This is a genomic window from Streptomyces sp. Tek67B01, assembly GCF_055231995.1.
The window spans coordinates 2,918,598-2,940,418 of the sequence record NZ_JBUYUY010000001.1 but is presented as its reverse complement, the minus strand read 5'-3'; the positions used below and the strand labels follow the sequence as shown (position 1 = coordinate 2,940,418).

The following is a 21,821-nucleotide window of genomic DNA, read 5'->3' as shown; positions in this document are numbered from 1 at the left end:
GCCGGGCCGTCAGACCGCCAGCACCGTGCGGAGCCGGTCCAGGCCCCAGTCCAGGTCCTCCTTGCCGATCACCAGCGGCGGGGCGATGCGGATGGTCGAGCCGTGGGTGTCCTTCACCAGCACCCCGAGCTCCATCAGCTTCTCGGAGATCTCCCGGCCCGTCCCGCGTGCCGGGTCGATGTCGACGCCCGCCCACAGGCCGCGGCCCCGGACGGCGGTCACCGCGCCACCGCCCACCAGCAGGTTCAGCTCCCGGTGCAGGTGGTCGCCGAGCTCGGCGGCGCGCTGCTGGTACTCGCCGGTGCGCAGCATCGCGATCACCTCCAGGGCGACCGCGCAGGCGAGGGGGTTGCCGCCGAAGGTGGACCCGTGTTCGCCGGGCCGGAACACCCCGAGTACGTCCCGGTCGGCGACCACGGCCGAGACGGGGACGACACCGCCGCCCAGCGCCTTGCCGAGGACGTACACGTCCGGCACGACCCCGTCGTGCGCGCACGCGAACGTCTCGCCGGTGCGGCCGAGGCCCGACTGGATCTCGTCCGCCATGAACAGGACGTTCCGCTCGCGCGTGAGTTCGCGTACGCCCTGGAGGTAGCCGGCGGGCGGTACGAGGACACCCGCCTCGCCCTGGATCGGCTCCAGCAGCACGGCCACGGTGTTCGAGGTCACCGCGTGGGAGAGCGCGGTGAGGTCGCCGTACGGGACGATCTCGAAGCCGGGCGTGTACGGACCGAAGTGGTCACGGGCCTCGTGGTCCGTCGAGAACGACACGATGGTGGTGGTCCGGCCGTGGAAGTTGTCGGCCGCCACCACGATCTTCGCGTGGCCGTCCGGGACGCCCTTGACCTCGTACCCCCACTTGCGGGCGGTCTTGACCGCCGTCTCCACCGCCTCCGCGCCCGTGTTCATCGGCAGCACCATCTCCTTGCCGCACAGGGCGGCGAGTTCGGTGCAGAAGTCCGCGAAGCGGTCGTGGTGGAAGGCGCGGGAGGTGAGAGTGACCCGCTCCAACTGCGCGTGCGCGGCATCGATGAGACGGCGGTTGCCGTGGCCGAAATTGAGCGCCGAGTAGCCGGCGAGCATGTCGAGGTACCTGCGGCCCTCCACGTCGGTCATCCACGCCCCCTCCGCCGACGCGACGACGATCGGGAGCGGGTGGTAGTTGTGCGCGCTGTGCGCGTCGGCGGTGCGGATGGCATCAGCAGTCTTCGACACGGGGTCTCCGTCCGGCAGGCAGTCGACGAGGTGGCGTCACTTTCCATGTTCGCTCGTACGACGGACGGAGAAACCTTTCTTGCGGCGCGCCCGCTAGGGTGGGCCATACGCACGGCGACTGGCGCACGGAGAAACGACTCCGGGGGAGTCGTGCGCGCAGGACCGCACACAGGGCCGCTCGCCTGGGCCTCGCGGGGACGAGACCAGACATCGACCCCGGAGGACCGCCATGAACGCGCGCCGCCATCCCGCCCTTTCCGCGACCGACCCCGAGCTGGCGTCCTTCGTCGCGGCCGAGGAAACCCTCCAGGCGCAGACGCTCCGCCTCATCCCGAGTGAGAACTACGTTTCCGCGGCGGTGCTGGAGGCTTCCGGCACCGTCCTGCAGAACAAGTACAGCGAGGGCTACCCGGGCCGCCGTTACTACGAGGGCCAGCAGAACATAGACCGCGTCGAGTCCCTGGCGATCGAGCGGGCCAAGGGCCTGTTCGGCGTGGACCACGCGAACGTGCAGCCGTACTCCGGCTCCCCGGCGAACCTTGCCGTGTACCTGGCCTTCGCGAAGCCGGGCGACACGGTGATGGGCATGGCCCTGCCGATGGGCGGCCACCTCACGCACGGCTGGGGAGTGTCGGCGACGGGCTCCTGGTTCCGGGGCGTGCAGTACGGGGTTTCCGCGGAGACGGGCCGGATCGACTACGACGCGGTGCGGGAGCTGGCGCTCGCCGAGCGACCGAAGATCATCTTCTGTGGCGGTACCGCGCTGCCGCGCACGATCGACTTCGAGGCCTTCGGGTCGATCGCCAAGGAGGCGGGCTCGGTCCTCGTCGCGGACGTGGCGCACATCGCGGGTCTGATCGCGGGCGGGGCGCACCCCAGCCCGGCCGGTCACGTGGACGTCATCTCCACCACCACGCACAAGACCCTGCGCGGGCCGCGCGGCGCGATGCTGATGTGCCGGGAGGAGCACGCGAAGGCCATCGACAAGGCCGTCTTCCCGGGCCTCCAGGGCGGCCCGCACAACCAGACGACGGCGGGCATCGCGGTGGCGCTGCACGAGGCGGCGCAGCCGGCGTTCGTCACGTACGCGCACGCGGTCGTGGCCAACGCGAAGGCGCTGGCCGCGTCGCTGCTGGAGCGGGGCTTCGACCTGGTGTCGGGCGGTACGGACAACCACCTGATCCTGCTGGACCTGACGTCGCGGGGGGTTCCCGGCAAGGTGGCGGCGAAGGCGCTGGACCGGGCGGGGGTCGTCGTGAACTACAACACGGTGCCGTTCGATCCGCGCAAGCCGTTCGACCCGTCGGGGATCCGGATCGGTACGCCGTCGCTGACCTCGCGGGGGTTGTCGGTGGAGCACATGCCGGTGGTGGCGGAGTGGATCGCGCGTGCGGTCGACGCGGCGGCCGCCTCGGACGAGCGGACCCTGTCCGCTGTCCGCGGGGAGGTCACGGACCTCATGGCCGCCTTCCCGGCCCCCGGCCTCCCGCTGTCCTGACCGCCTTCTCAGCCTCGCCGCCGCCGCGCCCCGCGCTCCGCCCGAACCCGCGCCTCAATCGCCGGCGAGGCTGGGTTTGCCCGGCCCTGCGGGACGGCGGGCGGCGCGGCCGGACACCGGGCTCGGCCCGGGCCCGCGCCTCAATCGCCGGCGAGGCTGGGTTTGCCCGGCCCCGCGCCTCAGTCGCCGGCGAGTGAATTGGTTCGGCCGGACGGCAGGCGGTGCCGCCGGACACCGGCCCCCGGGGTGGGGCGGAGGCCGGAAAGCGGTCGCTCGGCCGGGGCAAGATCCGGTCGGGGCGCTACCGCCCGGTATCGCGGTGGGGGCCCGGGATCGGCGGCGCGACCCGGAAGGTTCCGGCCGGCGGAGGGCCCGAGCCCGCCGTCACACCTGAGAGAATGAAGCCATGGCTTCTGATCGTCCTCGCGCGCTCTCCGGCATCCAGCCCACCTCCGGTTCGTTCCACCTCGGGAACTACCTCGGAGCCATCCGCCAGTACGTCGCCCTGCAGGAGACGCACGACGCCTTCTACATGGTCGTCGACCTGCACGCGATCACCATGCCGCAGGATCCGAAGGACCTCCGCGCGAACACCCGGCTCTCCGCCGCCCAGCTGCTCGCCGCCGGCCTGGACCCCGAGCGCTGCACGCTCTTCATCCAGAGCCACGTCCCCGAGCACGCGCAGCTCGGCTGGGTCATGAACTGCATCACCGGCTTCGGCGAGGCCAGCCGGATGACCCAGTTCAAGGACAAGTCCGCCAAGGGCGGCGTCAACAACGCCACCGTCGGCCTGTTCACGTACCCCATCCTCCAGGTCGCGGACATCCTGCTCTACCAGGCGAACTCCGTCCCCGTCGGCGAGGACCAGCGCCAGCACATCGAGCTCACGCGTGACCTGGCCGAGCGCTTCAACCAGCGGTTCGGTCAGACCTTCACGCTCCCCTCCGCGCACATCGTCAAGGAGGTCGCGAAGATCTACGACCTCCAGGACCCGACGATCAAGATGTCGAAGTCCGCCTCGTCCCCCAAGGGCCTGATCAACCTCCTCGACGAGCCCAAGGTCACCGAGAAGAAGATCAAGAGCGCGGTCACCGACACCGAGGCCGAGATCCGCTTCGACACGGCGAACAAGCCCGGCGTCAGCAACCTGCTCACGATCTACTCCACCCTCACGGGCGAGTCGATCCCCGCGCTGGAGGCCGCGTACGAGGGCAAGGGCTACGGCGCGCTCAAGACCGACCTCGCCGGGGCGATGGTCGACTTCGTAACACCGTTCCGGCAGCGCACCCAGGAATACCTGGACGACCCGGAGACGCTGGACTCCATCCTGGCCAAGGGCGCGGAGAAGGCCCGCGCGGTCGCCGCCGAGACCCTGGCCCAGGCGTATGAGCGGCTCGGTTTCCTGCCCGCCAAGCACTGACCGGCGGGAGCCCTGGCGGTCGAAGGGGTGGTGCCGCCACACTGAGGCGGCACCACCCCTTCGGTGACAGACGGAAGCGACAGACGGAGGAGACAGACGTGGGGACCGTAACGCTCGGCGTTTCGATCGCGGTCCCGGAGCCGTACGGCAGCCGACTCCAGGAGCTGCGCGCGGGCTTCGGGGACTCCGCCGCGCACGGCATCCCCACGCACGTCACCCTCGTCCCGCCCACCGAGGTGGAAGCGGACCGGCTCCCGGCGATCCGGGCGCACCTCGCCGAGGTCGCGGCCGGCTTCCGCGCCTTCGCGATGCGGCTGGAGGGCACGGGAACCTTCCGTCCGCTCTCGCCGGTCGTCTTCGTCAAGGTGGTGGAGGGCGGCTCCGGCTGCACCCGCCTCCAGGGTCGGCTCCGCGACCCGGAGGGGCCGCTCGACCGGCAGCTGGCCTTCCCGTACCACCCGCACGTCACCGTCGCCCACGGGATCTCCGAGGAAGAGATGGACGTGGCGTTCGCCACGCTCGCGGACTACTCGGCCGAGTGGCTGTGCGGGGGGTTCGCGCTCTACGAGCAGGGCTCGGACGGCGTCTGGCGGAAGCTGCGCGAATACCCTTTCGGCCCCGGCCCTGCGGGCTTCCCGGCGCAGGGCTCCCCGGCGAACGAGGCGGTCATACGGCGCTCCTGACGGAGGGGCCGCAGGGCCTGGAGCGTGCGGAACCTGATCCTCCGTAGGACCAGGTCGTGAAACGGACGCCGCATCGAGGGCACCTGGCGAAAAGTCACAAACGACGACCGTAGTACCAAATCGATGCAATCCCGGATATTTCCGGCATCCCATTTACGGGGACCCCATGGACTGGCTGACGAAGATCCCGGTGATCGGGCCGCTGGTGGCAGCCCTGATGCGGACGCACGCCTGGCGTTCGTACGAGCGGCTCGACCGCGTCCACTGGTCCCGGCTCGCCGCCGCGATCACCTTCATCAGCTTCCTCGCGCTCTTCCCGCTGATCACCGTGGCCGCCGCCATCGGCGCGGGACTCCTCAGCCAGGAGCAGCTGGACCGCCTCCAGAAGACCCTCGCCCAACAGGTCCCCGGCATCTCCGACCAGCTCGACCTCAACGCCCTCGTCGCGAACGCGGGCACCGTCGGACTCGTGGCGGGCGGCCTGCTGCTCTTCACCGGCATCGGCTGGGTCGGCTCGATGCGGGACTGCCTGCGTGCCGTCTGGGACAAGGACGACGAGGACCAGGGCAACCCCATCGTCCGCAAGGGCAAGGACGCGCTCGTCCTGTTCGGACTCGGCGGCGCCGGACTGGCCTCGGCCGCCGCCTCGATCATCGGGTCGAGCGCGGTAGGCAAGTTCGGCGAGCTGCTCGGCGTCCCCCAGCACGGCGCGGGCGGCGTCGTCCTGCGTGCGGGTGCCTTCCTGGTCGGCGTCCTGGCCGCCTTCCTGTTGCTGCTCTACCTCCTGACACTGCTCCCCGGCGTCGAACCGCGCCGCGGCCGGCTTGTCCAGGCGGCGCTCATCGGCGCGGCCGGATTCGAGCTGCTGAAGCTGCTGCTCAGCGGCTACATCCGCGAGATCGCCGGAAAGAGCATGTACGGGGCCTTCGGCGTGCCGATCGCCCTGCTGCTCTGGATCAACCTCACGGCGAAGCTGCTGCTGTTCTGCGCCGCGTGGACGGCCGCCGACGACGGGCCGGACGAGAAGGCCGTGACCGACGCCGCGACCGACGCCTGGACGGAGGAGAAGGCCGCCGCCGGCGGGACGGCCGAGAAGGGCGACACGCGCGACGAGCACGCGGGGGCGGCCTGACGACGGCCTGACAGCGGCGTGATGGCGACCCGCCCTGCCGTCACCGCCCCGCAGTCCCTACACGAGGTCCTCGTCCGTCGACCGCCGCCCCCGCCGCGCCGACGGCCACCGCCGGTTGAAGGCGAACGCGCCGCCCGCCAGCGCGGCCAGCGCCCCGCCCGCGATGCCCAGCGCGGTCCCCAGACCGTTGTCGCGGGGGTCGCCGCCCGCCGCCGCCTGGCTCTGCTCGTGCGACTGGGCAGGAGCACCCTTCGACTTGGTGTCCGCGCTCTTCGGCGGTACCAGCTCACCGATCGGCTTGACCTTCCCGGCCGCCGCGAAGCCCCAGTCGAAGAGCTCGGCCGTCTCCTCGTACACCGAATTGATCCCGCCGGCGTCCGGGTTCATCACCGTGACCAGCAGCTTCTTGTTCCCGCGCTGCGCCGCCCCGGTGAAGGTCGCGCCGGCCATGCTGGTGTTGCCGTTCTTCACCCCGGCGATGCCCTTGTACGGGGAGATGCCGCCCGCGCCCGTCATCAGCCGGTTGGTGTTCTGGATCTCGAAGAAGTCACGCGGCTTGCCCGATTCCTGTCTGCCGGGGAACTGGGCGCTGGCCGTGCCGCAGTACTCCCGGAAGTCCTGCTTCTGCAGTCCGGAGCGGGCGATGAGGGTGAGGTCGTACGCGCTCGACACCTGACCGGGGGCGTCGTACCCGTCGGGGGAGACCACGTGCGTGTCGAGGGCCTGGAGCTCCTCGGCGTGCGCCTGCATGTCCTTGACGGTTTTCTCGACGCCGCCGTTCATGGCCGACAGCACGTGCACCGCGTCGTTGCCCGACCGCAGGAAGACACCGAGCCACAGGTCGTGGACGGTGTACTCGGTGTCCTCCTTGACCCCGACCAGGCTGCTGCCCGCGCCGACATCGGCCATCTCCTGCTCGGTCACCCTGTGCACCTGGTCCTTGGGGAGGCTCGGCAGCACCGTGTCCGCGAACAGCATCTTCATGGTGGAGGCCGGCGGCAGCCGCCAGTGCGGGTTGTGCGCGGCCAGCACCTCGCCGGTGTCGGCGTCCGCGACGATCCACGACCGCCCCGTGAGGTTCGCCGGCAGGGCCGGCGCCCCGGGCAGCAGGCTCACCTGGGTGCCGGGCTGACCGAGCGCGGCGCCGCCGACGCTGGACATCGACGAGGGCGGCGGGGGCGCCTTGCGGGGCTTGCCCTTCCCGTCCACCGGCAGCGTCGACGGCGCGGCCGGGTCGGCGTGTGCGGGGGCGGCGAGCATCGCGGGGACCAGCAGCGCGGCGGAAAGGACCGTCAGCGCGGTCTTCTTGGCAGACACGCAGGTGAACGTACATCCCGATGGGCTGCCCGCAGCCGCCGGCAGGTCAACCCGCCGCAACCACCGCCGGTACAGCCCACCCCGGCGCGTCCGTCCCGAGGGCGAAACCGATACTGAGGGCATGAAACTCAGCCGCGCCGCCTCCTGGTTCCTGCTCGCCTTCGGAGTGTGGAGCTGGTTCATCTGGGTGACCTTCGTCCGGAATTTGTGGAAGAACGGGAGCGGCCTGTCCTTCGACGCGGCCGGTGACCCTACGGCGTACTTCTGGGTCCACCTTCTCCTCGCGGTCACGTCCTTTCTCCTGGGGACGGCCGTTGGAGTGATCGGGTTGCGCGGGGTGCGGGCGCTGCGGCGTGAGTCACGATGACCGTATTCGTCCTCGCGGTGGCCGCGCTCGCGGTACTGCTCCTGTTGGCCCTCGTACACCGGTGGCTGTGGGCCCGGCTGGTCCGTGACACCACCCGACCGGGTGGACCGGCGCGCCGCGCGGGCACCGCCTTGGCGTTCGTCCTGCCCGTGCTCGCGGTCGCGGCGCTGGTGTCGGGGCACGTGGGTGCGCCGTTCTGGCTCCAGCGGCTGGTGGCCTGGCCGGGGTTCATGTGGCTCGCGGTGCTGCTGTACCTGACGATGGCGATGCTGGTCGCCGAGCCGGTGCGCCGGGTCTGGCTCCGCCGGTCCGCCGCGCGGGAACCCCTGCCGGTGCCCGCGACCGCCGCCGCACCGGCTTCCCCGGCCCCGGCGTCCTCCTCCCCGGCGCCGGCGACGGCCGGCGGCCCTCCGCCCGTCACCCCCGCGGACCTCACCCGGCGGCTGTTCGTCGCCCGAACCGTCGGCGGGGCCGCCGCCGCCGCGGCACTCGGCACCGTGGGCGTCGGCACGCACGGGGTCCTGCGCGGCCCCCGCGTCAAGCGCGTGCAGGTGCCCCTGGCCCGGTTGCCCCGCGCCGCGCACGGTTTCCGGATCGCCGTCGTCAGCGACATCCACCTCGGTCCGATCCTCGGCCGGGCCCACACCACCCGGATCGTCGACACCGTCAACCGCACCCAGCCCGACCTCATCGCCATCGTCGGCGACCTCGTCGACGGCACCGTGCACGACCTCGGCCCGGCCGCCGAGCCCCTGCGCGGGCTCAGGGCCCGGCACGGCTCCTTCTTCGTCACCGGGAACCACGAGTACTTCTCGGGCGCTCAGCAGTGGGTCGACCACGTCCGAGAACTCGGCATCGAGCCCTTGGAGAACGCCCGCCGCGCCCTGCCGTACTTCGACCTCGCCGGCGTCAACGACGTCCAGGGCAAGAGCGAGGGCCACGGCCCCGACTTCCAAAAGGCCCTCGGCGACCGCGACCGTTCCCGGACCGCCGTGCTCCTGGCGCACCAACCGATCGTCATCCACGACGCCGTCCGGCACGGCGTGGACCTCCAGTTGTCCGGGCACACCCACGGTGGCCAGCTCTGGCCCGGCAACTACATCGCGGAACTCGCCAACCCGACCGTCGCCGGACTGGAGCGCTACGGGGACACGCAGCTGTACGTGTCGCGGGGAGCGGGTGCCTGGGGGCCGCCCGTCCGGGTCGGTGCGCCGTCGGACATCACTGTGGTCGAACTGGCCTCATACCAGGCCTGAGCAGGCATAACGGGCCTTCCGGTGGCTGATATTCCGTGATTGGCTGACCGATAATCGGAGTGCCTATTGTGGATAGTGGGGTCAGGGAGATGCGTTCTGCCCGACTGAAGGTCATCGCCGCCGGCCTCGTCCTCGCGGCGGGCGGTGGCGTCGCGGCGTGGCAACTGCTCCCCGACGGCGAGGGCCGTGGCGCCATCAGGGTCGGCACGAGCGACTCCGTCTCCAGCCTCGATCCGGCCGGGGCGTACGACGCCGGCTCCTGGGCCCTGTTCAGCAACGTCTACCAGTCGCTGCTGACCATCAAGCCCGGCTCGGACACGCCGGTCCCGGACGCCGCCTCCGAGTGCGCGTTCGTGGGGCAGAAGCTCACGACGTACCAGTGCCAACTCCGTCCCGAGGTGAAGTTCTCCAACGGGCGCGCGGTCACCGCCGACGACGTGAAGTTCTCCTTCGACCGGATCAAGGCGATCAAGGCGGACCAGGGTCCGGCCTCGCTCTTCGACACGCTGGAGTCGGTCAAGGCGAGCGGCCGCACCGTCACCTTCAACCTCTCGGCCCCCGACGCCACCTTCCCCTTCAAGATCGCGACGGGTGCGGCCTCGATCGTCGACAAGGACGTCTACCCGGCCAAGGCCCTGCGCGAGGGAACCAAGGTCGACGGCTCGGGCCCCTTCACCCTCACCGGGTACGAGGCCGGCACCAGCGCCGACCTCATGCCCAATCCGACGTACAAGGGCCAGGCCAAACCGGCCCTCGCGGCCATCTCCGTCCGGTACTTCAAGGGCTCCGCCGAACTCAACCGGGCCTGGACGGACCGGAAGATCGACGTCGCCCACCGCGACATGCCGCCCGAGGTGCTCGCGGGCCTCGGCCCGGGCCTGACGGACACCCGCTACCAGGTCTCCGGCGGCACCGAGACCCGCATCATGATCTTCAACGTCCGGCCCGGATCGACCATGGCCAAGCCCGCCGTACGCCAGGCGATCGCGGCGGTCCTGGACCGCTCCAAGCTGGCCGCCGAGATCCACAAGGGCACGGTCACCCCGCTCTACTCCCTGGTCCCGGCCGGAGTGGCCGGCCACAGCACGCCGTTCTTCGACACCTACCCCAAGCCCGACGAGGCGACCGCGAAGAAGATCCTCAAGGACGCCGGGATCACCGCTCCCGTATCGATGACCCTCGGGGTCAACCGGCGCGGCGCCAACCTGGAGGAAGCCGACGCGATCGCCAAGCAGCTCACGGACACCGGCCTGTTCCAGGTGAAGATCAAGGCCGTCGACGCGTTCCAGGACTACCAGAAGCAGTACGCGGCGGGCGACTTCGACGTCTACACCCTGGGGTGGATCGCCGACTTCCCGGACGCGGACAACTTCCTCGCGCCGCTCGTCGCCACCGGCTCCAGCATGAACAACGGCTTCTCCGACAAGACCGTGGACGACCTGATCGCCCGCACCCGGGGACACTCGGACCGAGGCGAGGCGGCCACCGACTTCCGCGAGCTCCAGAAACTGGTCGCCCAGCAGATCCCGATCCTGCCGATCTGGCAGAAGAAGGACTACGTGATGTCCCGCGAGACCGTCGGCGGAGCGCAGTACCTCTCCGACGGCACGGGCGTATGGCGCCTGTCGGAACTCAACTGGCTCTAGGGCGAACCGCCTCCGGCCACTGGGACTACCTCTCGGGGTAGGGGTCGGAGGCGCGCTTCTTGCGGGATACCGCCGTCTGGGCCATGCCCGGCAGGAAGTCCGCGAAGAGTTCGTGGACCTCCCGCACCAGCGGCCGCAGCACTCGGAACCGGGCGAGGACGATGCCCCGGGTGGTGAGCTGCGCGCCTCGTTCGGCGAGGCGGCGGGTCTTCTCGCTGTCGGGCGAGCGGTCGAATACCCAGTACAGGACGAGTCCCATCTGCGAGAGCCACATCAGCTCGGGCAGTGCGTCGGCCAGTTCCTCCGGCACCTTGGTCTTCGCACCCGCGAGCACCTCCCGGTGCATGTCGATGGCCGCCTCGCGGGCGGGCTCCGATTCGGGCGAGAAGGGGCTGAGCGGGCTCTCCGGGTCGGCCGCGTTCTTGAAGAACTGCGAGGCGAACTCGTGGTACGGCGCCGCGATGTCCAGCCAGGTCGTCAGGACGCCCGCGAGGCGCTTTTGCAAGTCGCTCTCGTTGTCCAGGATCGGCCGGACCGCCGCCTGGTGGGCGGCGCAGATCCGGTCGTAGAACCCCTGGACCAGGTGTTCCTTCGAAGCGTAGTAGTAGTAGGCGTTGCCGACCGAAACCCCCGCCTCCTTGGCGATGGCCCGCATGGTCGTCTTGTCGAAGCCGCGTTCCTGGAACAGGCGGAGGGCGGTTTCGAGGATGAGAGTGCGGGTCTGCTCGCTCTTGGGAGCCTTCTGATCGGTCACGGTGTACGACCCTATCGGGGTGCGGCGCAGCGGTCGTCACAGGCCGGTTCTTCCGCTTCCGCCCCGCCGTCGGTACGTAGCGCGGTCCGCCAGGCGGAGGCGGCGTAGACGGCGGCCCGGGCGAAGGGACGGCCGGCCGGGGTGGCCAGCCACTCGGCCCTGGGCCGGTGCTCGGACAGGGCCCACAGGCAGACGATGAAGGCGTCGGTGTCGGCCCAGACCTGGCCCCGGTCCCCGACCACGGTGATCTGGCGCAGCGTCGCCGCGTGGTCCAGGCCCGGGAACGCCTGCCGGGCCGAGTACGACCCGGCGGGGACCAGCCGCAGCGGTACGAGCCACCGCTGCCCGAGGAGCCAGTGCCGGATGTGCACGCACAGCGGGCAGTTCGCGTCGTAGAGGACGGTCAGGTACCGGATCGGCGCGTTCTCCGCGGTCGGCGTGGCCATCGGGGTTCAGGCCCCGGCCGGGGCGGTCCACCCCTGGGGAGCCACCGGCGGGGTCTGCCGGCGCTCCATGATGCCGCGCCGGCGCATCTTGTTGAGCACCCACACGTTGCCGAGGTGCATGACGCCGAGGACGAGCAGGACGACGCCGAGCTTCACCGAGAGCGCCTCGAAGAGGCCTCTGGCCTCGGTGATGGTCTCGCCCGAGCGCAGGTACAGGGTGACGAAGCCGATGTTCACCAGGTAGAAGCCGACGACCAAGAGGTGGTTCACGGCGTCCGCGAGCTTCTCGTTGCCCTGGAGGACGTCGGCTATGAAGATGCGGCCGTTGCGGGTGAGGGTCCGGGCCACCCAGACGGTGAGCCCGATGCTGATGACCAGGTAGATGACGTACGCGACCACGGTGAGGTCCATGCCCCAGCCCCTTTGAACGTGTTCAACTGCTGACGAGGCTGACTGTAGACCTCTTTTTGAACAGGTTCAAGGCAGCATTTCGATGGCCTTCCCCAGCAACTCCGGATCGACGTGCGGAGCCTCGGGGGTCGGCAGCGACCGCCAGGCCAGCGGCCAGGTCGTCCCGTACACGGCGGGCACCCCGACGTAGGCGGCGGCGGGCCGGGTGCGCGAGGTGTACCGCTGGGCGTACGAGGGCCGGCTCCGCTCCCGCGCGGTGCCGGGCGGGAGCAGGAAGTACATCCAGCGAAAGCCGTTGAGTCCGTAGACGATGGGCCCGGGATCGTGGTCGGTGAGCAGGCTCAGCTGCTTGGCGATTTCCTCGCCGAGCTGGCCCTGGATACGGACGGCATCGAAGTGGACACCGGCGAGCCTGAGTCGGAAGCCGGAATCGGGAACCCAGTCCGGGGTCCAGGCGCGGGGGGAGATTTCCTCGTTCACAACACAGAGGGTGACGGGCCGGAGCTAGCCTGAACAGTGGTCGTGCCGTCACAGACGGCGATCCGTGAGGGGCCGTGAAGCCGATGTCCGAGCCTGTGAACCCGAGTGAACCCCTGCCGTCGGCGCTCCGACGCGGGCTGGGGGCCCAGATGCTCACGCTCCGTGAGAAACGGGGGGTGTCACGACAACAGTTGGGCGGCGACACCAACTTCTCGCCGTCGACGATCGGGGCGTTCGAGCGGGGCGAGCGGGTGATGGACGCCGGCACGATCGAGCAGGTCGACGACCTGCTGGGCGGCGACGGCCTCCTGAAGGCGGCGGTGCCGTACCTGGAGGAGGAACAGCGGTACGCCCCGCAGTTCCGTGACTTCCTGCCGATCGAGAAGAAGGCGGTCAGCCTCTGGGTGTACTCCACGCACGTGTTGCACGGCCTGCTCCAGACCGAGGCGTACGCGCGCCAGGTCTTTGTGGACCATTGGCCACCGGTCGCTGCTGCGGAGACAGAGAGTCGGCTGACTGCGCGTTTGGACCGTCAAGCGCTTCTGTACAAGGAACCAGCCCCGGTGTTCTGCTTCGTGCTGGAGGAGACATTCTTGCGCCGCAAGGTGGGAGGAGATGCGGTCTGGCGGGAGCAGCTCCAGCCCCTTCTCGACTGCGGCAGGCTCTCCCATGTATGCATTCAGCTCGTCCCGCTCGAATGCGAGGAGGTCGTGGGGGCGACGGGGCCCATGACGATCGCGGAGACGCCTGAGCGGCGCATGCTGGGTTACTTGGAAGGGCAGGGCCAAAGCTGGGTGCTTTTCGGACCGGTTGGTGGTCAGCGACATGGTTCAACGGCATGCGAACATTCGAGGAGTGGCGCTGAACCCCAAGGCTTCGGAGCAGCGGATCGAGCGGCTGCCGGGAGAGCGATGAAGACCGAACTGGCATGGTTCAAGAGCAGCTACAGCGACGGCACGGGCGGCGAGTGTGTCGAGGTGGCCATGTCCTGGCAGAAGAGCAGCTACAGCGGAAGCTCGGGCGGGGACTGCGTCGAGGTCGCGGCCTGCCCGTCCGCCGTGCACGTGCGGGACTCCAAGGACACCGCCCGCCCCGCCCTGACGCTCACCCCCTCGGCCTGGGCGGCGTTCACCGACTTCGCGGCGGCCTAAGCCTCCGGCTTCCGCTCGGACGGCGCGGGCCGCCTCTTGGCCGGCCGGCCCGCCTCCAGGAGGTCGGCCACGTCGAGGGCGACCTTCGCCCCCACCGAGTCGGGCAGGATCGCCAACTCGCCTGCGGCGTGGATGCGGTGGCTCTTGTACTCGCCCTCGACGGGATCGGTCAGGACGTGAACGCGCTCGTGCTTACGGTTCACGACGACGTGCCTCCTTCGCTCAGCGTGGGTGCGGACGGCGCTCCGGTTCAAGCGACGCCGGTGACGGTACCGCCGTCCGGGGGCGCCTTCCGTCTGATGAAAGGTTCTTCCGGCCGCCCTTCACTCCTGGGAGTGAGGACACGGCGAAGGCCCCGCCCCCGGGACGAATGTCCGGGTGCGGGGCCTCAGGCGACCGGCGACCTCAGCCGAGACCGCCGGACGGAGTCCGGCGCAGCACCTCGCAGCCCGGGAGGCCCGCCAGGGCCGAGCGGTGCAAGAGGTGCGTCAAGGACTAGAAGCGGCGGGTGATCAGCGCCCGCTTGACTTCCTGGATGGCCTTCGTGACCTCGATGCCACGCGGGCACGCGTCGGTGCAGTTGAAGGTCGTGCGGCAGCGCCACACGCCGTCCTTGTCGTTCAGGATCTCCAGCCGCTGCTCGCCGGCCTCGTCACGCGAGTCGAAGATGAAGCGGTGCGCGTTGACGATCGCCGCCGGGCCGAAGTACTGGCCGTCGTTCCAGAACACCGGGCACGAGGACGTGCACGCGGCGCACAGGATGCACTTGGTGGTGTCGTCGAAGCGCTCGCGGTCCTCGGCGGACTGCAAACGCTCGCGCGTCGGCTCGTTGCCCGTCGTCACCAGGAACGGCATGACGTCGCGGTACGCCTGGAAGAAGGGCTCCATGTCGACCACGAGGTCCTTCATCACCGTGAGGCCCTTGATGGCCTCGACGGTGATCGGCTTCTCCGGGTTGATGTCCTTGATCAGCGTCTTGCAGGCGAGCCTGTTCTTGCCGTTGATCCGCATCGCGTCGGAGCCGCAGATGCCGTGCGCGCACGAGCGGCGGAAGGTCAGCGTGCCGTCGAGGTCCCACTTGATCTTGTGGAGACCGTCGAGCACGCGCTCCTTCGGGTCGATCTCGACCTGGAAGTCCTGCCAGGTCGACTCCTCCGAGATCTCCGGGTTGAAGCGGCGGATCCGGAAGGTGACCGTGATGAAGGGCGAGGCCGCGGCCGCGGCCTCCATCGCGTCCGTCTTGGACAGGGTCGGGGTGGCCATCAGTACTTACGCTCCATCGGCTGGTAGCGGGTGACGACGACGGGCTTGTAGTCCAGCCGGACACTGTCCTTACCGTCGGCGCCGACCTCGCGGTACGCCATGGTGTGGCGCATGAAGTTGACGTCGTCGCGGTTCGGGTAGTCCTCGCGGTAGTGACCGCCGCGGGACTCCTTGCGCGCCAGCGCGGACACGGCCATGACCTCGGCCAGGTCGAGCAGGTTGCCCAGCTCGATGGCTTCCAGCAGGTCCGTGTTGAAGCGCTTGCCCTTGTCCTGCACGGACACGTTCTTGTAGCGCTCGCGCAGCTCCGCGATCTTCTCGACGGCGGTCTTGATGGTCTGTTCCGTACGGAACACCATCACGCACGCGTCCATCGTCTCCTGGAGCTCCAGGCGCAGTTCCGCGACGCGCTCGTTGCCCGTGGAGTTGCGCAGCTGCTCGACGAGGTCGATGACCTGCTGCGCGGGGTTCTCCGGCAGCTCGACGTAGTCGTTGGCGTGGGCGTAGGCCGCGGCCGCGATGCCCGAGCGCTTGCCGAAGACGTTGATGTCCAGCAGCGAGTTGGTGCCCAGACGGTTCGCGCCGTGCACGGAGACGCAGGCGACCTCGCCGGCCGCGTACAGGCCCGGGACGACGGTGGTGTTGTCCGCGAGGACCTCACCCTCGACGTTGGTCGGGATGCCGCCCATGGCGTAGTGCGCGGTGGGCTGGATCGGGATCGGGTCCGTGTACGGCTCGATGCCGAGGTACGTACGGGCGAACTCGGTGATGTCCGGGAGCTTCGCGTCGAGCTGCTCCGGCGGAAGGTGCGTCAGGTCCAGGTACACGTGGTCACCGGCGGGACCGCAGCCGCGGCCCTCACGGATCTCGGTGTAGATGGAGCGCGAGACGACGTCACGGGACGCGAGGTCCTTCATGACCGGCGCGTACTTCTCCATGAAGCGCTCGCCGTCCTTGTTGCGCAGGATGCCGCCCTCACCGCGGGCGCCCTCCGTCAACAGGATGCCCATGCGCCAGATGCCCGTCGGGTGGAACTGGAAGAACTCCATGTCCTCCAGGGGCAGGCCGCGGCGGTAGCAGGCCGCCTGGCCGTCACCGGTGAGGGTGTGCGCGTTGGAGGTCACCTTGAAGAACTTGCCGGTGCCGCCCGAGGCGTAGATCACGGACTTCGCCTGGAACACGTGGATCTCGCCGGTGGCGAGCTCGTACGCGACCACGCCCGCCGACTTCTTCACGCCGTCGACCTCGACCAGCAGCTGGTCCAGGACGTAGAACTCGTTGAAGAACTCGACGCCCTCCTTGACGCAGTTCTGGTACAGCGTCTGGAGGATCATGTGACCGGTGCGGTCCGCGGCGTAGCAGGACCGGCGGACCGGCGCCTCGCCGTGGTTGCGGGAGTGACCGCCGAAGCGGCGCTGGTCGATGGTGCCGTCCGGGGTGCGGTTGAACGGCAGGCCCATCTTCTCCAGGTCGAGGACCGCGTCGATGGCCTCCTTCGCCAGGATCTCGGCGGCGTCCTGGTCGACCAGGTAGTCACCGCCCTTGACCGTGTCGAAGGTGTGCCACTCCCAGTTGTCGTCCTCGACGTTGGCGAGCGCGGCGGCCATGCCGCCCTGCGCGGCGCCCGTGTGGGAGCGGGTGGGGTAGAGCTTCGTCAGCACGGCGGTGCGGCTGCGCTTCGTCGCCTCGATGGCGGCGCGCATGCCGGCGCCACCGGCGCCGACGATGACGGTGTCGTACTTGTGGATCTTCATGAGTCGATTCGCCTCAGCCCGTGCCTAGCGGATGTTCGGGTCGAAGGTGAAGATCACCAGCGTGCCCAGAAGGATGGTGAACACCGTGGCGGTGTAGAGCAGGCCCTTCAGCCACAGCCGCGTGCCCGGGCGCTCCGCGTAGTCGTTGATGACCGTACGCAGACCGTTGGAGCCGTGCAGCATGGCCAGCCACAGCATCAGCAGGTCCCAGACCTGCCAGAACGGGGACGCCCAGCGGCCGGCCACGAAGGCGAAGCCGATCTTGGAGACGCCGCCGTCCAGCACCAGCTGGATGATCAGGTGGCCGATGACCAGCACCACCAGGACGATGCCCGAGAGGCGCATGAACAGCCACGCGGCCATCTCGAAGTTGCCGCGGGTCGAGCGCGGCGTCTTGCCGGTGCGCTTGCGCGGGGCCTCGATGTACGGCGCCGGGTTGTCGACGTCGTAGAGGGAGACGCCCTCTACGGCGCCGATGCCCTGGGCGGAAGAAGTGTCAGAAGACATGCGTGTCACTTCCCGAACAGTTCAAGGTAGGCGTGGTGCAGGACGGGGTACACGGCCCCGGCCATCAGCACGATCCAGACGACCAGCACGGTCCAGAGCATCTGCTTCTGGAGACGCGGGCCCTTGGACCAGAAGTCCACGGCGATCACACGCAGACCGTTGAGCGCGTGGAAGAGGATGGCGGCCACGAGGCCGTACTCCAGCAGCGCGACGATCGGGGTCTTGTAGGTAGCCACGACACCGTCGTACGCCTCGGGGGAGACGCGGACGAGAGCGGTGTCGAGGACGTGTACGAACAGGAAGAAGAAAATGAGGACGCCGGTGACTCGATGAGCCACCCAGGACCACATTCCTTCCCGGCCGCGGTACAACGTTCCAGCCGGCACGGAAAACCCTCCGGAAGCGGGGCGGGGGCCAGCCGGCTTCTTTGTCGGTCGGGCCCGGCCGGGTACGGTCCACCGGCCCCGGACATCGTAGCGACGCTTTGTCGGTTCCCTTGCGCCGGGTCCATCGGTGTGATCAAACAGGCACGGACGGGCTACCCCACGGGTGCAAATAGCCCGAAATCGGCGGCGGGCGGGCCGTCGGGCGGCCCGCCGGGCTTACCGGCGGTCGGGAGCGGTCCGGTCGGTCCGGTCGGTCCGGTCGGCAACCGGTCCAGCATCCGTACGAGCCGGGCCTGGGCGAGGCGGCGCAGCTCGTCCGCGGAGATCGCGCGTTCTTCGTCCGTCTCGTGGGCCATCCGCCGCCGGATCGCCGCCAGCAGCGCGTCCGCCCGCTCCTCGGGTGGATGTCCGTCCAGGCAGATCACGAAGGCGTGGCCGAAGGTCCGCTCGTACTCCGCCCGGGCCGCGTCCAGTGCGAGGAGCGCGGCGTAGGGGGCGCCGTGCGCCAGTTCCGCCGAGCATTCGCGGGCCAGGGCGCCCGTCAGGTCGCCCTGGGAGAGGTCGTAGGAGGCCTCGTCGGCCGCGGCCAGCAGCGCGGGGAGGTCCGGGTAGGGGCGGTGGACGGCCATCCGGTGGGCCCAGCGTCCACTTCCGCAGCAGTGCAGCAGCGCCATGTGCGCCGTGTCGTGGGGCAGGGCGTTGAACCGTGAGAGACCCGGGCCGTGGTCGCCGCCGGCTACCGGAGCGCCCGGGCTTGCCCCACAATTCTTCCCCGGACCCCGTCCGGGCGCGGCGGCCCCTTGGACCTGTGCCGGAAAGTGGCTGGACAGCGGGGGGCTCCTCGGGGCGCGGCGCGGGTGTACCGCCACGCTAGCGATGCCGGGCAGCGTGTGGCGTACCGATTCGAGGATTTCACCCGGAAGTGAGCCGAAAGGATGACGCCGGGCATGCATGACCAGGAGGAAGAGGGGAAGACGACCGAGGCCGCCACCCCCCACAGGAGAGGCCCCGGCCGCCATCCGATACGGGCTCGTGCGACAAGCCCGTACTCATGTCAGCGCCCCGGATGCGTTTTCTGTCACACCCCGCTCCGCGCAGGGTTGGTTGCTGGTTGTACAACTCGTGGACGAGACGTGCTTGAAGGCCGTAACGTGCGGATTTGCGCCACACGTACAGGACAGTGAACGGGTTGGGGACTTTGCTGGGGGACGACGCGGAGCTGACCGCCGCGGTGCTCGCGGCACAAGACGGCGACGAGAACGCGTTCCGTACTGTGTACCGCGCCGTGCATCCGCGCCTGCTCGGATACGTACGCACGCTCGTCGGCGACGGCGACGCGGAGGACGTCACGTCCGAGGCCTGGCTACAGATCGCCCGCGATCTCGATTCCTTCACCGGTGACGCCGACCGGTTCCGCGGTTGGGCCGCCCGCATCGCCCGCAACCGGGCGCTCGACCACATCCGCATGCGCGGCCGCCGTCCCGCCATCGGCGGGGACGACAGCGAACTCACCGGCCACGCCGCCGACAGCGACACCGCCGGCGCGGCGATGGAGGCGCTCTCCACCAGCTCGACCATGGCGCTGATAGCGCAGCTCCCGCAGGACCAGGCCGAGGCCGTCGTCCTGCGCGTGGTCGTCGGTCTCGACGCGAAGAGCGCCGCCGAGACGCTCGGCAAGCGGCCCGGCGCCGTACGTACCGCCGCCCATCGGGGACTGAAGAAACTCGCGGAGATGCTGGGCGCGGAACTCGCGGCCACGGTGGACGGGAACGGTGGCGGCCCCGGCAGGGAGGCGCCGGACACCGAGGTGGCCCTCCCTTTCGGTCATAATGCCGGGAGCCCGCCACGGAGCGGCGCGGGCGTGCGCGATCTCGACGCCGTACCGGCGCAGCGCGGCCGGGGCGCGGGCCTCGTGGAACAAACCGGTGTGACGCATTCACGTTGGCGGACGCAGAAGGACATGTGATGGCCGACGAGCGCAACAGGTGGTTGGACAGAGCCGCGGCGGAGCGACTGCTGTGCGGCGAACCACCGGTCGGGCCGGACGCTGACCAGCAGACCCGGGCCGAGGTGGAGCGGTTGCGTGCCGTACTCGCGGCAGTGGCCCCGCAGGCGCCCGCGGGGCGGGAGCTGCCCGGCGAGGCCGCCGCGCTGGCAGCCTTCCGCGCGGCCCGCGCCACGGCCGCCCAGGCAACGGGCGCCCCGGCCGCGGGAATCCGGGCCGAGGGCGCGACGCTCGCGAAGCGGGTCCCGGCAGCAGGCGCCGACGAACCCCTGGTCGACCTCTCGCCCGCACCGCTCGTACGCATACCGGCGCAGCGGCGGAGGGCCACACCCCTGCGCCTGGGGCTCGCGGCCGCACTGGCGAGCGTCGCGGTCGGCGGCCTGGCGGCCGCCGCCGGCGGACTGCTGGACGCGACCACGCACGACTCCGCGGCTCCCGGGCCGGCCGTCTCGGTCAGCGCCGACGCCGACCCGGCGCCCTCCGGCGATGCCTCGGGAGCCACGCCCGCCCCGCCGCTGTGGCCGAGCCCGCTGCGGGACCGGGACGGCGCGTCCGCCTCGCCCGGCGCCTCGCGGGTGCCGGGCACGGGCGGGCGCGCCGATGCCGGGGGCGTCCCCGGATTCACCTCGGGACCCTCCGGCACAGGCTCCGCGAACACGGGCACCGGCGGCGGCTCCGGCGGCCACGACACCGTCACCGACGGCACGTCGGGCGCGTCGGGCACCACCGAGGGCGGCGGCAAGGACCCGGACAAGGACAAGGAGCTGCGGCTCCAGGGGAAGGACCTGTGCGGCGACTACCGCGCGGGCCGGCTCACCGGCGACCGCCGGGAGAAGCTGATCAAGCTCGCCAAGAGCGTGGCGCAGATCCCGCGCTTCTGCGAGGGCCTGCTCGACGGGCCCGGCGGCACCACCAAAAGCGGCGCTGACGGCTCCGGCGCGGGCGCTCCCGGCAGCGGGCCGGGAGGCGTCCGCCCGGCCCCGACCCTGCTCCCGGGCGGCTCGCTCCGCTTCCGCACCCCGGCCTGACGGACACCGTCACGCCTGGCAGTAACACTTTTCGACCCGTCGGCGCAGTACATAACGAGCCGACTGGTCATCGGCCGCGCATGAGCCGGGGTTCCCCCCGTACCCCTGGGCTCTGCGCAACCGGCGCGGGCGGGGCACGTTCCCCCGGTCCCGCCCGCGCCCTCTACCTCGACCCGGCCGACCTCGGCCGAAGTCGCCGGTCTCACCAGTAGACGACGACCTTGTCGCCGGCCTGGACCTGATCGAACAGGGACGACAGCTTCCCCTTGTCGCGGACGTTCACACAACCGTGCGAGGCGCCGGCGTAGCCGCGGGCGGCGAAGTCCGACGAGTAGTGCACCGCCTGGCCCTCGCTGAAGAACATCGAGTACGGCATCGGCGTGTGGTAGATCGTCGAAACCCAGTCCTTGGCCTTCCACTCCACCTTGAACTCGCCCTCGCGAGTCGGCGTGTTCTCCGACCCGAAGCGCACGTCCATCGTGGAGACGATCTTGCCGTCGATCATCCAGGCGAGGGTGCGGCTCTCCTTGCTGATGCACATCACCCTGCCTTGCATGCAGCGCGGGTCCGGCGCGTCCACCTCGTTGGTGGTCGGCGGGCGCAGCTCTTCCTCGGTCGGCTTCTTGCTGGCGCCCTCGATCTTCTTCCAGGTCGCCTCGTCCACCGAGCCGGTCGCGGCCAAGCCGTGAGCGGACTGGAAGGTGCGGACCGCGGCGGTCGTCTTCGAACCGTAGAAGCCGGTCGGCGCCACCGACATCAGCTTGAGCTGGCGCAGCCGCGCCTGGAGCTCGCGGATCTGGTCGCTCTCGTCACCGTTGGCCATGATCGGCTTGACGGTGGGCGACTGCGAGGCGGACACGGACGCGGAGGACGACGGCGACGGGGAGGCGTCCTTGCCGTCGTCCGAGGCGGACGCGGAGGGGGAGGCGACCGCCGTGGGCGCGGACGAGGCCGGGGAAGGGGAGCCCGCGGCCCCCGACTTCTGCGGCCCGCAGGCGGTCGCGGCGAGCGCGACGGCGGTGGCGACTCCCAGCGTGCGGATTATTGCCTTCTGACGGTGCATGACGGCCCCCCGTTTGTTCTCTGATGTGTAAGTAGGTGA

At 70.3% G+C, this 21,821-nt stretch carries 23 protein-coding genes and 1 riboswitch; of the genes, 10 read left to right on the top strand and 13 right to left on the bottom strand.

Annotation, left to right across the window (positions count from 1 at the left end; translation table 11 throughout):
- Nucleotides 1–9 precede the first annotated feature (9 nt).
- Nucleotides 10–1,215 (bottom strand): ornithine--oxo-acid transaminase, encoded by a 1,206-nt coding sequence (rocD, locus tag ACV7NM_RS13045; protein ID WP_463410457.1) that lies wholly within the window; start codon nt 1,213–1,215, stop codon nt 10–12.
- Between the two features lie 104 nt (nt 1,216–1,319).
- A riboswitch (ZMP/ZTP riboswitch) is annotated at nt 1,320–1,410 on the top strand.
- A 34-nt stretch (nt 1,411–1,444) separates the two neighbouring features.
- Between rocD and ACV7NM_RS13040 the strand changes: the two genes are divergently transcribed.
- From ACV7NM_RS13040 to ACV7NM_RS13025, 4 genes are all read left to right on the top strand, one after another.
- A complete protein-coding gene (locus ACV7NM_RS13040) occupies nt 1,445–2,713 on the top strand; it encodes a serine hydroxymethyltransferase (RefSeq protein ID WP_463410456.1) in 1,269 nt (422 codons plus the stop codon).
- Nucleotides 2,714–3,119: 406 nt separating this feature from the next.
- Nucleotides 3,120–4,133: a tryptophan--tRNA ligase gene (trpS, locus tag ACV7NM_RS13035; RefSeq protein WP_136217232.1), complete on the top strand. Its 1,014-nt coding sequence runs from the start codon at nt 3,120–3,122 to the stop codon at nt 4,131–4,133.
- A gap of 98 nt (nt 4,134–4,231) precedes the next feature.
- Complete coding sequence (locus tag ACV7NM_RS13030) at nt 4,232–4,816, top strand: 2'-5' RNA ligase family protein (RefSeq protein WP_463410455.1); 585 nt, start codon at nt 4,232–4,234, stop codon at nt 4,814–4,816.
- Between the two features lie 166 nt (nt 4,817–4,982).
- Nucleotides 4,983–5,948, top strand: a complete 966-nt coding sequence (locus ACV7NM_RS13025) for a YihY/virulence factor BrkB family protein (RefSeq protein WP_463410454.1) — start codon at nt 4,983–4,985, stop codon at nt 5,946–5,948.
- Nucleotides 5,949–6,005: 57 nt separating this feature from the next.
- Here the strand turns inward: ACV7NM_RS13025 and ACV7NM_RS13020 are convergent, their stop codons facing one another.
- Entirely contained in the window at nt 6,006–7,265 is a 1,260-nt protein-coding gene (locus ACV7NM_RS13020) for a D-alanyl-D-alanine carboxypeptidase family protein (protein WP_463410453.1), read from the bottom strand.
- 121 nt (nt 7,266–7,386) lie between these two features.
- Here ACV7NM_RS13020 and ACV7NM_RS13015 point away from each other — a divergent pair, with 121 nt between their 5' ends.
- The 3 genes from ACV7NM_RS13015 to ACV7NM_RS13005 all read left to right on the top strand — a co-directional run bounded on the left by ACV7NM_RS13015 (nt 7,387) and on the right by ACV7NM_RS13005 (nt 10,534).
- Complete coding sequence (locus ACV7NM_RS13015) at nt 7,387–7,632, top strand: SCO4848 family membrane protein (protein ID WP_136217236.1); 246 nt, start codon at nt 7,387–7,389, stop codon at nt 7,630–7,632.
- Nucleotides 7,629–8,888: a metallophosphoesterase gene (locus ACV7NM_RS13010; protein ID WP_463410452.1), complete on the top strand. Its 1,260-nt coding sequence runs from the start codon at nt 7,629–7,631 to the stop codon at nt 8,886–8,888. Before ACV7NM_RS13015 ends, ACV7NM_RS13010 begins: the two co-directional genes overlap by 4 nt.
- An 89-nt stretch (nt 8,889–8,977) precedes the next feature.
- Nucleotides 8,978–10,534, top strand: coding sequence for an ABC transporter substrate-binding protein (locus tag ACV7NM_RS13005; RefSeq protein ID WP_463410451.1), 1,557 nt, complete (start codon nt 8,978–8,980; stop codon nt 10,532–10,534).
- 25 nt (nt 10,535–10,559) lie between these two features.
- On the opposite strand, the gene ACV7NM_RS13000 is transcribed toward ACV7NM_RS13005, so the two are convergent.
- The 4 genes from ACV7NM_RS13000 to ACV7NM_RS12985 form a co-directional block, all read right to left on the bottom strand.
- Nucleotides 10,560–11,288, bottom strand: coding sequence for a TetR family transcriptional regulator (locus ACV7NM_RS13000; RefSeq protein WP_463410450.1), 729 nt, complete (start codon nt 11,286–11,288; stop codon nt 10,560–10,562).
- An 11-nt stretch (nt 11,289–11,299) separates the two neighbouring features.
- Entirely contained in the window at nt 11,300–11,734 is a 435-nt protein-coding gene (locus tag ACV7NM_RS12995) for a thiol-disulfide oxidoreductase DCC family protein (protein ID WP_463410449.1), read from the bottom strand.
- A gap of 6 nt (nt 11,735–11,740) precedes the next feature.
- The gene (locus tag ACV7NM_RS12990; protein ID WP_463410448.1) at nt 11,741–12,145 is read right to left on the bottom strand and encodes a hypothetical protein; all 405 of its coding nucleotides are present in this window, start codon (nt 12,143–12,145) and stop codon (nt 11,741–11,743) included.
- Nucleotides 12,146–12,211: 66 nt separating this feature from the next.
- Nucleotides 12,212–12,625 (bottom strand): hypothetical protein, encoded by a 414-nt coding sequence (locus ACV7NM_RS12985; RefSeq protein ID WP_463410447.1) that lies wholly within the window; start codon nt 12,623–12,625, stop codon nt 12,212–12,214.
- Between the two features lie 83 nt (nt 12,626–12,708).
- Here ACV7NM_RS12985 and ACV7NM_RS12980 point away from each other — a divergent pair, with 83 nt between their 5' ends.
- Nucleotides 12,709–13,776: a Scr1 family TA system antitoxin-like transcriptional regulator gene (locus ACV7NM_RS12980; protein WP_463410446.1), complete on the top strand. Its 1,068-nt coding sequence runs from the start codon at nt 12,709–12,711 to the stop codon at nt 13,774–13,776.
- On the opposite strand, the gene ACV7NM_RS12975 is transcribed toward ACV7NM_RS12980, so the two are convergent.
- From ACV7NM_RS12975 to ACV7NM_RS12950, 6 genes are all read right to left on the bottom strand, one after another.
- Nucleotides 13,773–13,979, bottom strand: a complete 207-nt coding sequence (locus ACV7NM_RS12975) for a hypothetical protein (protein WP_463410445.1) — start codon at nt 13,977–13,979, stop codon at nt 13,773–13,775. The genes ACV7NM_RS12980 and ACV7NM_RS12975 overlap by 4 nt on opposite strands.
- Nucleotides 13,980–14,271: 292 nt before the next feature.
- Nucleotides 14,272–15,039 (bottom strand): succinate dehydrogenase iron-sulfur subunit, encoded by a 768-nt coding sequence (locus ACV7NM_RS12970; RefSeq protein ID WP_463410444.1) that lies wholly within the window; start codon nt 15,037–15,039, stop codon nt 14,272–14,274.
- Nucleotides 15,039–16,793, bottom strand: coding sequence for a succinate dehydrogenase flavoprotein subunit (sdhA, locus tag ACV7NM_RS12965; protein ID WP_463410443.1), 1,755 nt, complete (start codon nt 16,791–16,793; stop codon nt 15,039–15,041). The genes ACV7NM_RS12970 and sdhA overlap by 1 nt, the downstream gene beginning before the upstream one ends.
- A 24-nt stretch (nt 16,794–16,817) precedes the next feature.
- Nucleotides 16,818–17,300 (bottom strand): succinate dehydrogenase hydrophobic membrane anchor subunit, encoded by a 483-nt coding sequence (locus tag ACV7NM_RS12960; RefSeq protein ID WP_136217245.1) that lies wholly within the window; start codon nt 17,298–17,300, stop codon nt 16,818–16,820.
- A 5-nt stretch (nt 17,301–17,305) separates the two neighbouring features.
- The gene (sdhC, locus tag ACV7NM_RS12955; RefSeq protein ID WP_463410442.1) at nt 17,306–17,686 is read right to left on the bottom strand and encodes a succinate dehydrogenase, cytochrome b556 subunit; all 381 of its coding nucleotides are present in this window, start codon (nt 17,684–17,686) and stop codon (nt 17,306–17,308) included.
- A gap of 152 nt (nt 17,687–17,838) precedes the next feature.
- Complete coding sequence (locus tag ACV7NM_RS12950) at nt 17,839–18,360, bottom strand: 2-oxo-4-hydroxy-4-carboxy-5-ureidoimidazoline decarboxylase (RefSeq protein WP_463410441.1); 522 nt, start codon at nt 18,358–18,360, stop codon at nt 17,839–17,841.
- A gap of 524 nt (nt 18,361–18,884) precedes the next feature.
- Here ACV7NM_RS12950 and ACV7NM_RS12945 point away from each other — a divergent pair.
- Both ACV7NM_RS12945 and ACV7NM_RS12940 read left to right on the top strand, forming a co-directional pair.
- The gene (locus ACV7NM_RS12945) at nt 18,885–19,652 is read left to right on the top strand and encodes an RNA polymerase sigma factor (protein ID WP_463413929.1); all 768 of its coding nucleotides are present in this window, start codon (nt 18,885–18,887) and stop codon (nt 19,650–19,652) included.
- Entirely contained in the window at nt 19,652–20,719 is a 1,068-nt protein-coding gene (locus ACV7NM_RS12940; RefSeq protein ID WP_463410440.1) for a hypothetical protein, read from the top strand. The genes ACV7NM_RS12945 and ACV7NM_RS12940 overlap by 1 nt, the downstream gene beginning before the upstream one ends.
- 202 nt (nt 20,720–20,921) lie before the next feature.
- Here the strand turns inward: ACV7NM_RS12940 and ACV7NM_RS12935 are convergent, their stop codons facing one another.
- Nucleotides 20,922–21,782: a L,D-transpeptidase family protein gene (locus ACV7NM_RS12935; protein WP_463410439.1), complete on the bottom strand. Its 861-nt coding sequence runs from the start codon at nt 21,780–21,782 to the stop codon at nt 20,922–20,924.
- Nucleotides 21,783–21,821 lie beyond the last annotated feature (39 nt).

Bases quoted from the DNA above. Each gene is read 5' to 3' on its own strand.
- ACV7NM_RS13040 (WP_463410456.1), top strand. From the start codon at position 1,445: ATGAACGCGCGCCGCCATCCCGCCCTTTCCGCGACCGACCCCGAGCTG.
- trpS (WP_136217232.1), top strand. From the start codon at position 3,120: ATGGCTTCTGATCGTCCTCGCGCGCTCTCCGGCATCCAGCCCACCTCC.
- ACV7NM_RS13025 (WP_463410454.1), top strand. From the start codon at position 4,983: ATGGACTGGCTGACGAAGATCCCGGTGATCGGGCCGCTGGTGGCAGCC.
- ACV7NM_RS13015 (WP_136217236.1), top strand. From the start codon at position 7,387: ATGAAACTCAGCCGCGCCGCCTCCTGGTTCCTGCTCGCCTTCGGAGTG.
- ACV7NM_RS13010 (WP_463410452.1), top strand. From the start codon at position 7,629: ATGACCGTATTCGTCCTCGCGGTGGCCGCGCTCGCGGTACTGCTCCTG.
- ACV7NM_RS13005 (WP_463410451.1), top strand. From the start codon at position 8,978: ATGCGTTCTGCCCGACTGAAGGTCATCGCCGCCGGCCTCGTCCTCGCG.
- ACV7NM_RS12995 (WP_463410449.1), bottom strand. From the start codon at position 11,734: ATGGCCACGCCGACCGCGGAGAACGCGCCGATCCGGTACCTGACCGTC.
- ACV7NM_RS12990 (WP_463410448.1), bottom strand. From the start codon at position 12,145: ATGGACCTCACCGTGGTCGCGTACGTCATCTACCTGGTCATCAGCATC.
- ACV7NM_RS12980 (WP_463410446.1), top strand. From the start codon at position 12,709: ATGTCCGAGCCTGTGAACCCGAGTGAACCCCTGCCGTCGGCGCTCCGA.
- ACV7NM_RS12970 (WP_463410444.1), bottom strand. From the start codon at position 15,039: ATGGCCACCCCGACCCTGTCCAAGACGGACGCGATGGAGGCCGCGGCC.
- sdhA (WP_463410443.1), bottom strand. From the start codon at position 16,793: ATGAAGATCCACAAGTACGACACCGTCATCGTCGGCGCCGGTGGCGCC.
- ACV7NM_RS12960 (WP_136217245.1), bottom strand. From the start codon at position 17,300: ATGTCTTCTGACACTTCTTCCGCCCAGGGCATCGGCGCCGTAGAGGGC.
- ACV7NM_RS12950 (WP_463410441.1), bottom strand. From the start codon at position 18,360: ATGGCGCTGCTGCACTGCTGCGGAAGTGGACGCTGGGCCCACCGGATG.
- ACV7NM_RS12940 (WP_463410440.1), top strand. From the start codon at position 19,652: ATGGCCGACGAGCGCAACAGGTGGTTGGACAGAGCCGCGGCGGAGCGA.
- ACV7NM_RS12935 (WP_463410439.1), bottom strand. From the start codon at position 21,782: ATGCACCGTCAGAAGGCAATAATCCGCACGCTGGGAGTCGCCACCGCC.